The organism is Bacillus sp. V3B (assembly GCF_024494465.1).
GTDB lineage: Bacteria > Bacillota > Bacilli > Bacillales > Cytobacillaceae > Bacillus_BD.
Window position 1 is genome coordinate 1 of record NZ_JAETXM010000015.1, and the last position, 13,902, is coordinate 13,902.

At 36.0% G+C, this 13,902-nt stretch carries 12 protein-coding genes; 7 read left to right on the forward strand and 5 right to left on the reverse strand.

Features of this window, described 5'->3' with window-relative positions:
• Positions 1-135 precede the first annotated feature (135 nt).
• On the reverse strand, positions 136-1,275 hold the full coding sequence (locus tag JMM81_RS15510; protein ID WP_375162400.1) for an AbrB family transcriptional regulator: 1,140 nt from the start codon (positions 1,273-1,275) through the stop codon (positions 136-138).
• A 313-nt stretch (positions 1,276-1,588) separates the two neighbouring features.
• On the opposite strand from JMM81_RS15510, the gene JMM81_RS15515 reads away from it, so the two are divergent.
• Both JMM81_RS15515 and JMM81_RS15520 read left to right on the forward strand, forming a co-directional pair.
• Positions 1,589-2,548: a tyrosine-type recombinase/integrase gene (locus JMM81_RS15515; protein WP_256242471.1), complete on the forward strand. Its 960-nt coding sequence runs from the start codon at positions 1,589-1,591 to the stop codon at positions 2,546-2,548.
• An 81-nt stretch (positions 2,549-2,629) separates the two neighbouring features.
• Complete coding sequence (locus tag JMM81_RS15520; protein WP_256242472.1) at positions 2,630-3,076, forward strand: DUF6376 family protein; 447 nt, start codon at positions 2,630-2,632, stop codon at positions 3,074-3,076.
• Between the two features lie 202 nt (positions 3,077-3,278).
• Here the strand turns inward: JMM81_RS15520 and JMM81_RS15525 are convergent, their stop codons facing one another.
• Entirely contained in the window at positions 3,279-4,691 is a 1,413-nt protein-coding gene (locus tag JMM81_RS15525) for an FMN-binding glutamate synthase family protein (RefSeq protein ID WP_256242473.1), read from the reverse strand.
• Between the two features lie 180 nt (positions 4,692-4,871).
• On the opposite strand from JMM81_RS15525, the gene JMM81_RS15530 reads away from it, so the two are divergent.
• From JMM81_RS15530 to JMM81_RS15545, 4 genes are all read left to right on the forward strand, one after another.
• The gene (locus tag JMM81_RS15530; RefSeq protein ID WP_256242474.1) at positions 4,872-5,630 is read left to right on the forward strand and encodes a YqjF family protein; all 759 of its coding nucleotides are present in this window, start codon (positions 4,872-4,874) and stop codon (positions 5,628-5,630) included.
• Between the two features lie 347 nt (positions 5,631-5,977).
• Positions 5,978-6,589 (forward strand): DUF421 domain-containing protein, encoded by a 612-nt coding sequence (locus JMM81_RS15535; RefSeq protein WP_256242475.1) that lies wholly within the window; start codon positions 5,978-5,980, stop codon positions 6,587-6,589.
• A 10-nt stretch (positions 6,590-6,599) separates the two neighbouring features.
• The gene (locus tag JMM81_RS15540) at positions 6,600-7,895 is read left to right on the forward strand and encodes a voltage-gated chloride channel family protein (protein WP_256242476.1); all 1,296 of its coding nucleotides are present in this window, start codon (positions 6,600-6,602) and stop codon (positions 7,893-7,895) included.
• A 298-nt stretch (positions 7,896-8,193) separates the two neighbouring features.
• Positions 8,194-9,180 (forward strand): Gfo/Idh/MocA family protein, encoded by a 987-nt coding sequence (locus JMM81_RS15545; RefSeq protein ID WP_256242477.1) that lies wholly within the window; start codon positions 8,194-8,196, stop codon positions 9,178-9,180.
• A 93-nt stretch (positions 9,181-9,273) separates the two neighbouring features.
• Here the strand turns inward: JMM81_RS15545 and JMM81_RS15550 are convergent, their stop codons facing one another.
• Together JMM81_RS15550 and JMM81_RS15555 are read right to left on the reverse strand one after the other, a co-directional pair.
• Positions 9,274-9,735, reverse strand: a complete 462-nt coding sequence (locus JMM81_RS15550; RefSeq protein WP_256242478.1) for a CBO0543 family protein — start codon at positions 9,733-9,735, stop codon at positions 9,274-9,276.
• Positions 9,662-10,807 carry a DUF2515 domain-containing protein gene (locus JMM81_RS15555; protein ID WP_256242479.1) on the reverse strand — a complete coding sequence of 382 codons (1,146 nt, stop codon included), beginning with the start codon at positions 10,805-10,807 and terminating at the stop codon, positions 9,662-9,664. Before JMM81_RS15555 ends, JMM81_RS15550 begins: the two co-directional genes overlap by 74 nt.
• Before the next feature lie 81 nt (positions 10,808-10,888).
• Here JMM81_RS15555 and shc point away from each other — a divergent pair, with 81 nt between their 5' ends.
• Positions 10,889-12,790 (forward strand): squalene--hopene cyclase, encoded by a 1,902-nt coding sequence (gene shc, locus JMM81_RS15560; protein WP_256242554.1) that lies wholly within the window; start codon positions 10,889-10,891, stop codon positions 12,788-12,790.
• A 128-nt stretch (positions 12,791-12,918) separates the two neighbouring features.
• Here the strand turns inward: shc and JMM81_RS15565 are convergent, their stop codons facing one another.
• Positions 12,919-13,797 carry a LysR family transcriptional regulator gene (locus JMM81_RS15565; RefSeq protein WP_256242480.1) on the reverse strand — a complete coding sequence of 293 codons (879 nt, stop codon included), beginning with the start codon at positions 13,795-13,797 and terminating at the stop codon, positions 12,919-12,921.
• Between the last annotated feature and the right edge of the window lie 105 nt (positions 13,798-13,902).

A 13,902-nucleotide genomic window follows, 5' to 3' on the forward strand; every position in this document is an offset into this window, starting at 1 on the left:
AAACCAAGCGTTTTTTCGTGAAAATATACTATTATTTCATATGTTAAATATGTTGTGATTTAACATAGTATTTTTATAGTTGTTTTAACTTTTCTTTACAGTATTAGAACTACCGATTATTAGGATACCTATTTTTTATGCTGACACATCAGAATGCGTACGTTTCCGTAATTCCCAACGATTTAGCAGTCTAAAAAATGGTGGTAACACAAGAATAACAACGACGATGCGAAGTACTTGTACGGTTACAACAAAAGTAGAATCGGCATTGAGGACAACTGCTGTAGTGGCCATTTCTGCAACCCCTCCAGGTGCAAAAGCCAAGACAGAGGTTACGAGCGAAATTCCTGTTGTTTCTGAAACAAGATAAGCACATCCAAACATCGCTAGGATGAGAGCAATCGTGCTTAAGAAAGCAACCACTACTGTTTTTTTAATTCCGATAAACATACTTCTTTGAAATCTTGAACCAATACTAGCGGCAATACAGATTTGAGATAGTATCATGATGCTGTGAGGCCACCAAACGACAAGATCTGAACCAATAAAAAAAGAAGTGAAACTTTGTACAAAAGCCACACAAACCATTCCACCGACAAGTATCGGAGCTGGAAATTTCAACAATTTCCCTACATAATACCCTCCCCATGCTGTTAATCCCAAAACAACGGTTCCAAGAAGCTGACTCCATTGGAATTCAGAATTCTCAGAAGTAGAAGGAAGGCTTGTCACTACTTGATCAACTGAAGAAATAAGCCAAGAAGAAGCAATGATCGGGATCGTTAGGACAACAAGAAAAACACGTAAAGTTTGAACAATACTAACGGTTGCCGTATTTGCTCCGACTTCTTCAGCAATACCAGGCATTGTTGCAATCCCTCCAGGAGCAGTAGCGAAAAAGCTTGTTAGCATATCTGTGCGACTACATTTCCATAGCACCACTCCAGAAAGAAGGGAAAAAATAATCGATAAGAAAAGCATAATTGTAATGGTCAGCCAGTGATCACTAAAAGTTTCTAAAACAGATAAATTCATTTGTCGTCCTAGCTCAATCGCTAAAAGCCATTGTCCTATTTTTAACCAATAGGAGGGGAGACCATTTGATTCTGTTGTGATTTTTAACCAAACAGGTTGTCGAAACGAAAGAAATGCAGCGAGCACAATTGTCCCGATCATCCAACCAATTCCAAGTCCGGTTAAGGAGAGTAGGAACCCTCCAATACTACTTACGATCATAAATATAATACTGTGATAAAATTTTGTATTTGTTTTCAAAATAAAATCCTTCTTTCCTAAAAGTAGTTATTCAAAAATAAGCAAACGATGTTTTGTATATATGAAGTTATGAAATGATGTATTTATAAATATAGTACACTTTTGAAAATAATGAAAATGTATCGCATGAAAACCCTTTATTTAAGGGTATTTCGTAAAATATGTTTAACGTATAATCTGTCATTCTATTAAAAGTAATTCTCTTATATCATGTTTTACTGCATAACCGCGCATAATATCTCTTATGTGCGGTAAATTGATTTTTATAGTATAATAGAAGAAAGCTTAAATATCAAATCATTGGGGGATTATTATGGAAGAAAGTAGGAGTTTAATTATCTCTTGGTATGACGAAGAATTATCCATTTTTCAAACAGATATGGACAATAAAGATTATTCAGCTTTTACCATTGAAAATTACATAAGAGACGTCATCATGTTTTTATCATTTATTACACGTAATCAAAGCGATAAAGTTGATTTAGATAGCGTAAAGAAAATGCAAATCACTCTATACATGAATATGTTAAAGTCAAAGAGAGGAAATGGCGCTACCACAAGAAACCGTAGATTAACGGCTGTACGGTCATTTTATAAATGTTTAATGTCGTACGAAATGGTAAGCCGTAATCCTGCAGCCGAACTAGAAAGTGCGAAAGAGAGGAAGGGAGCGCTTCCTACCTATTTAGAAAAGGATGAACTTAAATTATTTTTTCATGAAATTGAACATGTAAGTCAAATGAGACATATTTTAAGAAACAAAGTCATGTTAAGCTTAATGGCTTTTGCTGGTTTACGTGTGACCGAAATTCATCAACTTAACGTGTCTTTTATTAATACAGAGAAAAAAGGGATCTCTGTATTAGGAAAAGGAAATAAGTCGAGGTACATTCCTTTACCTCATAACCTTTACGAGCTGCTAATGGATTATATAAAAAATGAACGTGAACTTCCGATGAAAGGACAGGAAGAAGCCGTTTTTATTTCGCGGCGAGGGAAGCGTATTTCTAGAAGAAGAATTCAAGAAATTACGGAACGAATTCGTAGTAGTCTAATAGAACAAAATGAATTTGATAGTTGGAAGGCGGGGAGAATATCAAGTCATAAACTGCGACATTCTTTTGCAACCCATTTAGTCCAAGGCGGGACCGACATTCGGACCGTTCAAGAATTACTAGGGCATTCAAATTTAAACACAACACAAAAATACACACATGTTTCAGATAAACAGAAAGAAAAAGCAATGGAAATGGATATTGGAGAGTATTTTTGATGTGGAAACTTGAGGAAGAAATTAGTAGAAGTTATTCAGTATACTTATAGGTGGACTAAACTATTTCAAGGGAGGAAAAAAATGAAGAAAATTTTAATTGCGTTTGGCATCATGGGTATCCTATTTAGTAGCGGATGTTCATTATTGGGAGAAGTGAATGATACGATGGAGTATGCAAACACGACCACTGAGTATATAGATACCGCAAACGCTTTCGCCAATGAAGTACCACAGCTCGCTAACGATGCTGTCACAAATGAAGAATCGAGGCAAACGTTAGAAGAGGAACTGACAAAAATGAAGGAAGAAATCAATCAGTTTAACACGCTAGAGCCTCCTTCCATCGCAGAAGATATCCATAGTCAGATTGTTAGCGCTAATGTAAAGCTTGAAGAAGGAATTGATTTATACTTGACGAATATCGAAAATGGAAAACTAGATCCCGCTTTACTAGAAAATTCAGAGATCATTACAACCGTAAATGAAATATCAAGTTTAATGGAGAATATTCAACAATTAGTAAATTAGTTTAATCATTATTTATCCTAAGAATTTTAAATAAGAAACATAAAAAAACAGTAAACGCTTTCGCATTTACTGTTTTTTTATGTGTTCAGTTTCCAACTTCATTTCCTCATTTTTCTTTGCTCTAAAATCTAAATTTGATGATAATTGAAGATAAAGTATTATATAACGAAAAGAATACTGATAGTTTTATGTAAATATTTGCTTATTTCTCTGTTTGTTTGTCTTCCCAAGCTTCAAATGTAAACGGAATTCCAATCATTTTAGCGGTTAGCTCATCGTATGATACTAAATCTTTTTTTGACAATTCTTTTAAAGAGCGTTTCCCCATCGCTCTTAGCGCCATTTTGATTTCTTCTACACTTGCCGTTAAGAATTTTTCCGCTGATTTTACTCCGTCTTCGATGTTAAATTGATCTTTGAATTTTCCTTGATTCCAAACAGCTTGTGTAGGTGGTTCAAATGGAAGTGCATTCAATGATTGAGTGTGTGAGACAGTAAATAATAGGGCGGATCCTACATAAACAGCATCAGCACCGAGTGCAAGTACTTTTAAAAAATGTCCGGGTACTAAAAGTCCGCCTGAAACAATTAAACTAATTGTTTCTTTCTTATTTCTTTTTTCTAAATGGTTAACAGCACGGACAACAGCATACAATGTCGGTATTCCCATGTCATCAGATAGAATGGGCGCTGCACCGAGCGTGGCTGCTTGGCCACCGTCGATTGCGATATAATCCACACCTAAGTCAATTAAATGGTCAATATCTTCTTCAATTTTTCCACCTGTCCCCATTTTTACACCAATGGGAACACCACCTGTCATGTTCCGAAGTTCCTCAACAAGTTCTTTAATATCCTCTAATGTTTGATCTTCAAAAAAATTGTCAAAAATCACGGCCTCTTCATTTTCTTTAAGTCCCATTACTTCACGAGCACGCCCTGTTAAATTAGTGGGTGAAATCCTGCTACCCACTCCGAATAATGCACCTTGTCCAAACTTAATTTCAATCATGTCAGCACGCTTAATTTTCTCTTCTTCCTTTGACCATTCTGTTTTAGAAAACTGTAAAATATATTTTCCTGCTGTGTCTAATTCTTCAGGAAGAACTCCGCCTTCTCCAGAATTAATCGCAGTTCCTACATTTTTTGCTGCTTCCGCCAAAGAAAGCCTCACTTGTTCACTGAGTGCGATTCCGTAAGCCATTCCGCTGATCATAAGTGGAATTTGAATTTCCATTGGTTTTTTTGCTTTTGGCCCAATTGTGACCGTAATATCTATTTCTTCTTCACCATCGATTGGAAACGGTGTTGTCTGTGCAGGGATAAAGGTAATCGGATCCAAATGCGGCCATTTCTTTGAAGAACCAAGTGGACGATGAAGCACATCGCCTGTTTCGGCACGCAAGCTATTTTCAATCACATTTTGAAAGCCCATATGCTGAATGCCTGGTATCAACTCCATAATATTTTCTTGATAGCTATCGGTTAAAATGATGTTTCCCATCTGCTTCACTATTCGTTTCATTAACCAACGCCAACCAATAAGCATAAATAAAAAAAAGATAAATAATATGGAAATCATTATAAAAGATAAGTAATATAAAATGTTCGACATATTCACTTCTCCACTATCAACATTAATTTAGCAGTTCATACTTTTATTGTTTCTATAAAAAAGATAATTATGTTATCCAAGGCAATAATAACCATAACTTCATAGGGGCAAGCTAATGAGGATGAACATTTCATTTTTTCTCCAACATTAAGTACATTTATAAAAGAAAGGACTATTTCTATGAATATAATGAGAGATATTGCTCACCGCCCTTGGCCATTACCTTCAAAAAATTGGATTATGAGACAAAATTGGGGCCATTTTTTGTTCGTGCATTGGCCTATCCCACTTGAACTTTTGCGGCCGCATATTCCTTCTACCTTAGAAATTGACACCTATAATCGATCTGCTTGGTTGGGAGTGGTTGTATTCGTGATGGAGGGAATATATCCTCGTGGATTGCCACCTATATCACTAACCCCTACATTTCCAGAAATTAACGTAAGGACGTATGTCCAATATGATGGTAAACCCGGTGTTTTTTTCATGTCTCTTGATGTCGGTGACTGGGCCTCCTATACAATAGCAAAGAGATGGTATCATTTACCTTATCAACCTGCAGACATTTCTTTTCAAAAAGAAGAACAAACCTTTCATTGCCAAAGTATTCGTAAAAGGAGTACAAATCCTCCTATTGCATTTCAAGCAAAATACACCCCCATATCGGAAGTGTATTTTCCGAAAGAAGGAACACTAGACCATTGGCTAACCGAACGATATTGCCTCTTTAGCTCAAATAACGGAAGCGACATCTTTTGCGGTGAAATCCATCATCGTCCTTGGCCGTTACAAAAAGTAGAGGCAGAAATAAGTAGGAATACCCTTCTAACTCCTTTTAAGATTGATGGTACTAAAGTGCAACCAATCTATCATTTCTCAAAAGGAGTTGATGCATTTTTTTGGAATATTAAGAAAGTAAGTTCTAGTCTAAAACCATAGATCGATTCATTTTTATAATTCAAGGCTAAAAAAACGAATGCACATTGTATATTTTATAAAATGAATCGTAAGTTCAGTCAATCAATGTGTTAGTTTATGCGCTTACCCAGGAAATCATACTATGAATCTCGCAAAGGTGTACAGCATACTATAGCTTTGCATTTGAAATCCACGGGTTAGGTAATGGATGTTTTTCTATTTTTAAAAATGTTGATATAAATGAAATTGTCTCACCTTTTATAATGATTCAATACTGAGTACATCTTACATAAATAAATTAGTTTCAGTTAAAGATATTGAAAGAAAAGGAAGATAGACGAAGAACTCTTTGGAATGGAGGTTGTGACTTGGATTTACATTTTATATGGAAAGCTATCGTCGTTGTCATTGGTGGGATACTTATTTTACGAATAGCTGGAAGAAAATCAATTTCACAACTGACAGTTGCTCAGACAGTCATGATGGTTTCCGTTGGTTCATTAATTATTGAGCCAGTAGGCGATAGGAATATTTGGATTACGATGATCATTACATTTTTAATGGTACTTACTCTTCTCTTTATTGAGTATATCGTATTGAAATCTGACACCCTCGAAAGATTTTTTTACGGTCAATCGATTTTAGTGGTCGAAAATGGGGAAGTTAATGAAAAAAACTTAAGAAAAATACGTTTAACAGTCGATATGTTGGAAGTGCGATTGAGACAGCAAGGTGTTCAAAATATCAGTGATTTACAATGGGCTACGATCGAATCAAACGGTCAATTAGGGTACCTGCTAAAATCCGAAAAGCAATACGCTACCAAAGAAGATATTCAAATGCTGATATCCATCATTCAATCAAACATGTCTTATTCACCTATTCAAACAACAGATATTCAATCCAATGCATCAGATAACCTATTTACGGAAATTAAAAATAATAAGCATATGGTAGAACCTCCAGATCATTTGAAATGAGGAAAGTAGAATGGACGTAAAACTTACCTATAAAATATTTATGTTAACTTTATCTAAATGGATATTTTGGGGAGGTCTTATTGGTGTAATCATAGGCTCCACAACGGCTTTCCTTTTAACTACGAATGATTTTCTTGGAGAGATTCGCGAAAAAAAATTTTGGCTTATATTTTTCCTTCCTTTAGCAGGAATTGTCATAGGCTATATCTATATGAACTTCGGTAAACGTTTGGGGAATGACTCTGCCAAAGGAAATAATTTAGTCATAGAAGGGGTACATGGTAAAGCCAAGGTGCTACGAAGAATGGGACCTATCGTCTATTTGGCAACATTTATGACAGTCTTCTTTGGTGGGTCAACAGGAAGAGAAGGTGCAGCCGTCCAAATGGGGGGGAGTGTAGCGGAAGCATTAAACCAATATTTTAAAGTAAAGATAATCGATACCAAGATTTTACTGATGAGTGGAATAAGTGCTGGGTTTGGCGCAGCCTTTGGTACACCGATTGCTGGTGCCATTTTTGGAATGGAGATGGTTTCTTTAGGAAAAATGAAATACGAAGCATTTGTCTCCTGTCTTGCAGCCAGTTTTGTTAGTCATTATGTAACCATTTCAGCCTGGGGAGTTAAACATGAGGAAAAAATGGTTATCGAAAATGCACCAGATATATCTGTCATTTCATTTTCAAAAGTGATTCTTGTATCTATTATTTTTAGTCTTGTAAGTGTTTTATATTGTCAATTAAGACATGGCATACAAAGGATTTCTGAAAAATATTTGAAGAAGAACCATATGTTACGAGCCTTTATTGGGGGAATCATCATTGTCGCTTTAACTCTTATCGTAGGTTCGCAAGACTATAATGGTCGTGGTTTAGAGATGCTTGAACAAGCTTTTAAAGAAGATGTTCCTCCTTTTGCCTTCCTGGCCAAGCTGGTATTTACAGCCATTACTTTGGGAACTGGCTTTGTAGGTGGAGAGGCTATCCCCCTATTTTTTGTGGGGGCAACTTTAGGCAATAGCATACATGGCATCATCGATTTACCTATGTCCTTCCTTGCTGCTTTAGGTTTAGTTGCTGTATTTTGTGGCGGTGCGAATACTCCCATAGCCGCTTTCCTTTTGGCTGTTGAGCTGTTTGATGGAAAAGGAATTGAATATTTTTTTGTTGCATGTCTAATTAGTTATATCTTTTCAGGACATCATGGACTTTGGCCTTCTCAAACTATATATGAGCCGAAGAGTCGATTATATAGTATTACTAATGAAGAAACCATTGGCAATATCGAAAAAAAGAAAAAACGTTAGCATTTAATACGTTCTGATGAACATAGGGATTTATATTTGATGAAAGATATGAGGACTAAGGGATAGGGTGGAGAGAATATCTTTTCGCGTTATGATAAAGTGGTGAGATAATGTGTCGATTTCTGCGCTTACCCAGGAAATTTATCCATTCAGACGATAAGATAAATGAATGTTTCAAAGATGTACAGGCACTAACGCTCTCCGTTTTTATGTTTCGATTCTTCAGAAATTCATGGATTTCTTTTGTATATACTGTAATACTAGTATGTAGGTTTAATAAAAAATGGAGGAAACAACCATGAAATTGAAAAAAGTTCGTTGGGGTATCATTGGGTGTGGGGATGTAACAGAAGTAAAAAGTGGGCCTGTCTTTCAAAAAATTGACAACTCAGAGTTGGCCGCTGTTATGCGGCGAACGGGAGAACTTGCGAAAGATTATGCGGAAAGACACCATGTTCCTAAATGGTATGATGATGCGGACAAGCTTATTAACGATCCCGATGTAGATGCCGTTTACATTGCGACGCCGCCTGGATCACATAAAGAGTATACAATTAAAGCGGCAAAGGCACGGAAACCTGTTTATGTAGAAAAGCCGATGGCACGTAATGTTGCAGAATGCCAAGAAATGATCGATGCTTGTGAGGTTGCTGGGGTTCCTTTATATGTAGCCTACTATCGAAGGGCGCAACCACGATTTTTAAAAATAAAAGAGTTAATGGAAAATAAGGCAATTGGAGATATTCGTTTCGTGTCGACTACCCAGTATCAGCAAGTATCCGAGGATATAATGGAGGCACAAAGTCTTCCCTGGAGAGTTCAACCTCATTTAGCTGGAGGGGGATTGTTTTTTGATTTAGGTAGTCATACGCTTGATATGTTAGATTTTTTACTTGGACCGATTAAGTCTGTGCAAGGTTTTGCTTCCAACCAAGGAGGCTATTATGATGCGGAAGATATCGTTACAGGTAATTATCTATTTGAATCCGGAATTCACGGTGTAGGTAATTGGTGTTTTTCAGCTTTTGAGAATGTTGATATAAATGAAATAGTGGGAAGCAAAGGAAAAATCACATTTTCTACATACGGAAATGAACCGATTGTTTTAACAACATCTAGTGGTACGGAGCAATGGAGCTTTGAACCACCACAACATGTCCATCAACCACTGATCGAAACCATTGTAGCTGAATTAACCGGAAATAAAGAACAGTGCCCAAGCACTGGAATGACAGGCATGAGAACCAACTGGGTAATGAGTGAATTAGTAAAGAATTATTATTGAGCTTGTGAGGCAACCGATTTTTTGGTTGCCTTTTTACTAAAAATAGGGGATAAATATTTAAAAGGGAGGAGTGCCAGATGCATCATGAGAGAATTAACTTCTAATCCGCTTTAACCAAGAGTAAAAAGAATAGATGACCGTTAAATACAGGGTATAACCCATGAATGAATAAATATGCTTCCATGACTCATGATGAATAAAAAGCCCCCATGCTTCAGCCTTTTTCTCAATAATAGACATAAAAAGACTTAGAACGAGAATAAGCCCTACTTTTTTCCATAAAGTTACTTTATGGCAGATAAGAAGAAAGAAACCAATCAGCAGGGGAAGACCAACTAATGTAAAAGTAATATTAATGGAAAATATCTCAGGAAAAGGTCTCATAGGAAAGGAATAAAGACCCTTTCCGACAAAATAAAGATCAAGATACGTGCCAAGTAATGAGGCAAGTAGGATAGCGGGAATTAGATTTGAAGCATTTCTAATCCAATAAGGAAATGGTTTTTTTGGTGATTGCTGCGAATTCAAGTCTTTCGAGTGTTTTGCAATAGTCATCTTCAATCTCCCCATCTACATTTTCTCCAGAATTTATCAAATACTCAATAACCTTCCAATCTTGATACCAGTCTGTTATTTCTGCCTGTTTATGCTCTTTATTTTTCCATGCAAATTCGAGTCTAGGACTATAGATACGTGATGATCCTGGAACGATTTTGCATGATTTGATCCTTGGTTTTAAAGACTTACCGGGTACTCTTTCATTTATATCATTAAAAATATGTGGCCAGTAATCCTTTCTTGAACCTGAATGGGGCTGATTATTTGCCCAATTTTCCATCATTTTTAATCGATATGGATTACCAAATAAAATGCTATACAAACGTTTTCCCAAAAGAATCCGCTCATGTAAACTTTCAAAATGATGCAGAGTTTGGCCAACTAATTGTACCTTGCCATTTATTAAATAGGGAAAGAGAATGTGATTCATGGACAGAAAATCCTGTAATTTAAATTCCAATGTATTGAACACATCTTTTTTGAAAGCAGGGTTTTTAAGTACTCTGGATTCTAAATAACTTTGTTCATTAATGATTAAGGCCACTGTAAGGATATAAGAGTCTTGTTCCTCCCAAAATTGATCCCAAATAGTTTCCATAAAAATGGAAACATGTAGATGAGGCAACAAGTAAAATAAGTTTTCCCTTCTTTTTATGCTTTCTTCATAGACCAAAAACTGTGGAAAGGCATCTTGAAAGATCAGCCAATTTCCTCGCTCTAAAAATTCAAAAAATGAAATGCGTTCCTTTTGTGTCAGCAGCCTTGATAGTAACCCACCTTTTAAATCCGTCATATTCCATCCGCCATTACGAGAGACCATATGTCCTAAAAAAGCCCAATGGATTTCTGGGTGACGATGATAAAAAGCTAGATACGCTCTTGTTCTTGTCACGTTATTTTTATTCAATAACGTTGTTTGATCTTTAATTTGCTGAACAAGCATTTTTTCTTCCGCTGAACCTTCTATTTTATGGAAGTGTTTTTTGCTTTTTTTCTTCAACTCCTTCTTTATTTTTATGAGAGACTCAGAGAGTGGTAGTTTTTTCTGCTTCATGAATTTATAGAACATGACAATCCACCCCCTTGATGAATGTTCTTACTGTTATTCGAATATTTATCAGTAAAGGAAATATAAGGGAGAGGGACGATGATGATCAGTCAAATTACGAATGGACTAAATAGGATGATAGAAGTCTTAAGACAAGATCAAACTCCCGATGGTTCATGGAACTATCCATTTGAAACGGGAATATCAACAGATTGTTATATGATCATTTTATTACGATCATTAGAAAATCATGAGGAAAATTTAATTCAACAACTTACCGAGCGAATTATTCGTAAACAAGAAAAAAATGGGGCATGGAAACTTTTTGAGGATGAACCGATGGGAAACCTTTCAGCTACAGTAGAAGCTTACTATGCACTCCTCTATTCAGGATATTACACGAAAAAGGACCAAAGATTACGTGCAGCTAAACAATTCATCTTAGCGAACGGGGGAATTGAAAAAGCCCATCTATTAACAAAAGTCATGCTAGCAATGACGGGCCAGATGAAATGGCCTAATGTAATTCTCCTTCCCATTGAAATGATTTTACTTCCGCCTTCTTTTCCTGTGAATTTTTATCACTTTTCTGTATTTGGAAGAGCCAACCTGACTCCGATCATGATTCTGGCTGACCATAAATTCCGTTTAAAAAACGAGAAAAGTCCCAATCTATCAGATTTATTCATAGGCAAGTATAATGGACAAATAAATCAGTCATTTAACTTTAGGGAATCTGAAGAATGGCCTTCACTCCATTCTTTTTTAGAAAAAGGAATCAAAAGTTTAATAGGGCTACCAGGTCATCTTCATCAACTTGCAACAGAACAGGCAAAACAATATATGCTTGCCCGCATAGAACCAGATGGAACGTTTTTAAGCTATTTTAGCTCCACCTTTTTGATGATCTTTTCCTTACTATCCCTTGGATATTCAAAAAATGACCCGATCATCATAAAAGCAGTAAACGGTTTAAAATCAATGAAGTGTGAAATTGATGGATTGCCTCATATGCAATATACAACAGCAACTGTCTGGAATACATCCTTAATTAATTTTGTTTTACAGGAAGTGGGGATTTCAGCAACAGATCCTGTAGTGAAAAAGGCTAATGGTTATTTACTCAGTCGGCAGCACTATCAATACGGTGATTGGGTTGTTCACAATCCATCTGGGTTTCCAGGAGGATGGGGATTCTCAGACATCAATACAATTCAACCAGATATTGATGACACAACCGCTTCACTGAGATCGATTGCAAGAAATGTGCAGAATGACTCAAAGTATCGTCAATCTTGGGAAAAAGGGGTCCTTTGGGTTTTATCGATGCAAAATGCGGATGGAGGATGGCCTAGTTTTGAAAAAAATACGAATAATCGATTGCTGCAACTGTTACCCATCGAAGGTGCAGAATTTCTCATCATGGATCCATCATCTGCAGACTTAACCGGAAGAACACTAGAATTTCTCGGTTCTTATACGAATCTCTCAAAAAATCATTCAGCCATCAGAGCAGGTGTCAAGTGGTTAATTAAAAATCAGGAACACAATGGTTCATGGTATGGACGATGGGGAATTTGTTATATTTACGGGACATGGGCAGCGATTACGGGATTAAAAGCTGTTGGCGTACTACCAGTAAATCACTCCATTTCAAAAGCAGTCACATGGTTGAAAGAAATACAGAACAGTGATGGAGGCTGGGGAGAATCATGTAAAAGTGATAAAGAAAAAAAGTATGTTCCATTAAAAACAAGTACACTAACCCATACAGCATGGGCTGTTGATGCCCTGATTGCATCGTCTGAAAAACCAACAAAAGCAATCAAGAGGGGGATCGAATATTTATTGGAAAATATAGATAGTAACGATTGGACGACAACCTATCCAAAAGGTCAAGGAATGGCGGGGGCCTTTTATATACATTATCATAGTTACCGTTATATTTTTCCATTACTTGCTCTATCACATTATCAAAATAAGTATTCAGTACAACAGAGATGAAACCCCGCTCCCATTTAGTGGAATGGAAGGGTTTAGTTGATAAATGTGACATCACAAAGAGGAAAGTAGTCATAAGCCGCTTCCTCTTTGTGATGTTTTAAGTCTTAAAAGTGGCAAGAGATAGAAAGTTATTTTTTTATTTCATGATTAATAATAGAATAAATAATTCTCTTGATATGTTGTTCAATCAATGTATTTTCTTTATATTGAACAAAAATCTTATTTGGTATTTTATTGATTTTTTCAATATTTTTAACGAGTAGATTATTTACTTTTAGGTTATCGATTCCAAGTGATGCAGTTATTCCTACACCTATCCCGCTCTCAACCACGCTTTTTACCATTTCGTTATTGCCCATTTCAATTCGTTTGATATCTCGTATGCCGGTCAGTTGTTGCTCGACTTCAGTCCAAAGGGGAGTATGTCGCTGGTAACAAATGAGTGTCTCTCCTTGTAAATCATTCGGTGTAATCGTTTCACAATCAGCTAGCCGATGATTTTCCCCACAAATCAAAACTAATTGATCATCAAATAAATGTTCGGAAATAATATTGGGTTTATGTGAAACAAAATTCCGCGTAAAGACTAGATCAAGTTCTCCAGATTCTATTTGTTCCGTTAGACGCATAGAATCTTTGCCTTCAAAGATTGAAACTTCTAGGTTATCAATGGATAAAATAGAAGTAATGACTTCTGTTATAAAGGAATAGGAGAAGCCAGGCGAAAAACCAATTTTTAACTTTTGATATTTAGAAGATCTAGTAGCTTCCTTTGAATGGATCATATTCGCAAGGATACTACTTGCATACTCCTCAAAAGTGATTCCTTCTTTTGATAGGACTAAGTTCTTTCCATCCTTTTCAAATAAAATACAATCTAATTCATTTTCTAAATTTTTAATTCTAGAAGAAACTGTCGGTTGAGAGACATGTAAAATCTCCGCAGCCTTCGTATAATTTTTATGCTTAATAACTGTAAAGAATGTTTCTAGCTGAATCGTATCCATATTTGTCACTCCTACCTATTGACATCTATTAAATTAACTCCATTTATGATTAAATGTTAGCAAAGGAAAAACTTTGGGAAAAGCCTTAAATCGGTAAGTTTTTTC

Coding starts and splice junctions, on each gene's coding strand:
- JMM81_RS15515 (WP_256242471.1), top strand. CDS start 1,589: ATGGAAGAAAGTAGGAGTTTAATTATCTCTTGGTATGACGAAGAATTA.
- JMM81_RS15550 (WP_256242478.1), bottom strand. CDS start 9,735: ATGACTATTGCAAAACACTCGAAAGACTTGAATTCGCAGCAATCACCA.
- JMM81_RS15525 (WP_256242473.1), bottom strand. CDS start 4,691: ATGTCGAACATTTTATATTACTTATCTTTTATAATGATTTCCATATTA.
- shc (WP_256242554.1), top strand. CDS start 10,889: ATGATCAGTCAAATTACGAATGGACTAAATAGGATGATAGAAGTCTTA.
- JMM81_RS15520 (WP_256242472.1), top strand. CDS start 2,630: ATGAAGAAAATTTTAATTGCGTTTGGCATCATGGGTATCCTATTTAGT.
- JMM81_RS15530 (WP_256242474.1), top strand. CDS start 4,872: ATGAATATAATGAGAGATATTGCTCACCGCCCTTGGCCATTACCTTCA.
- JMM81_RS15565 (WP_256242480.1), bottom strand. CDS start 13,797: ATGGATACGATTCAGCTAGAAACATTCTTTACAGTTATTAAGCATAAA.
- JMM81_RS15545 (WP_256242477.1), top strand. CDS start 8,194: ATGAAATTGAAAAAAGTTCGTTGGGGTATCATTGGGTGTGGGGATGTA.
- JMM81_RS15555 (WP_256242479.1), bottom strand. CDS start 10,807: ATGTTCTATAAATTCATGAAGCAGAAAAAACTACCACTCTCTGAGTCT.
- JMM81_RS15540 (WP_256242476.1), top strand. CDS start 6,600: ATGGACGTAAAACTTACCTATAAAATATTTATGTTAACTTTATCTAAA.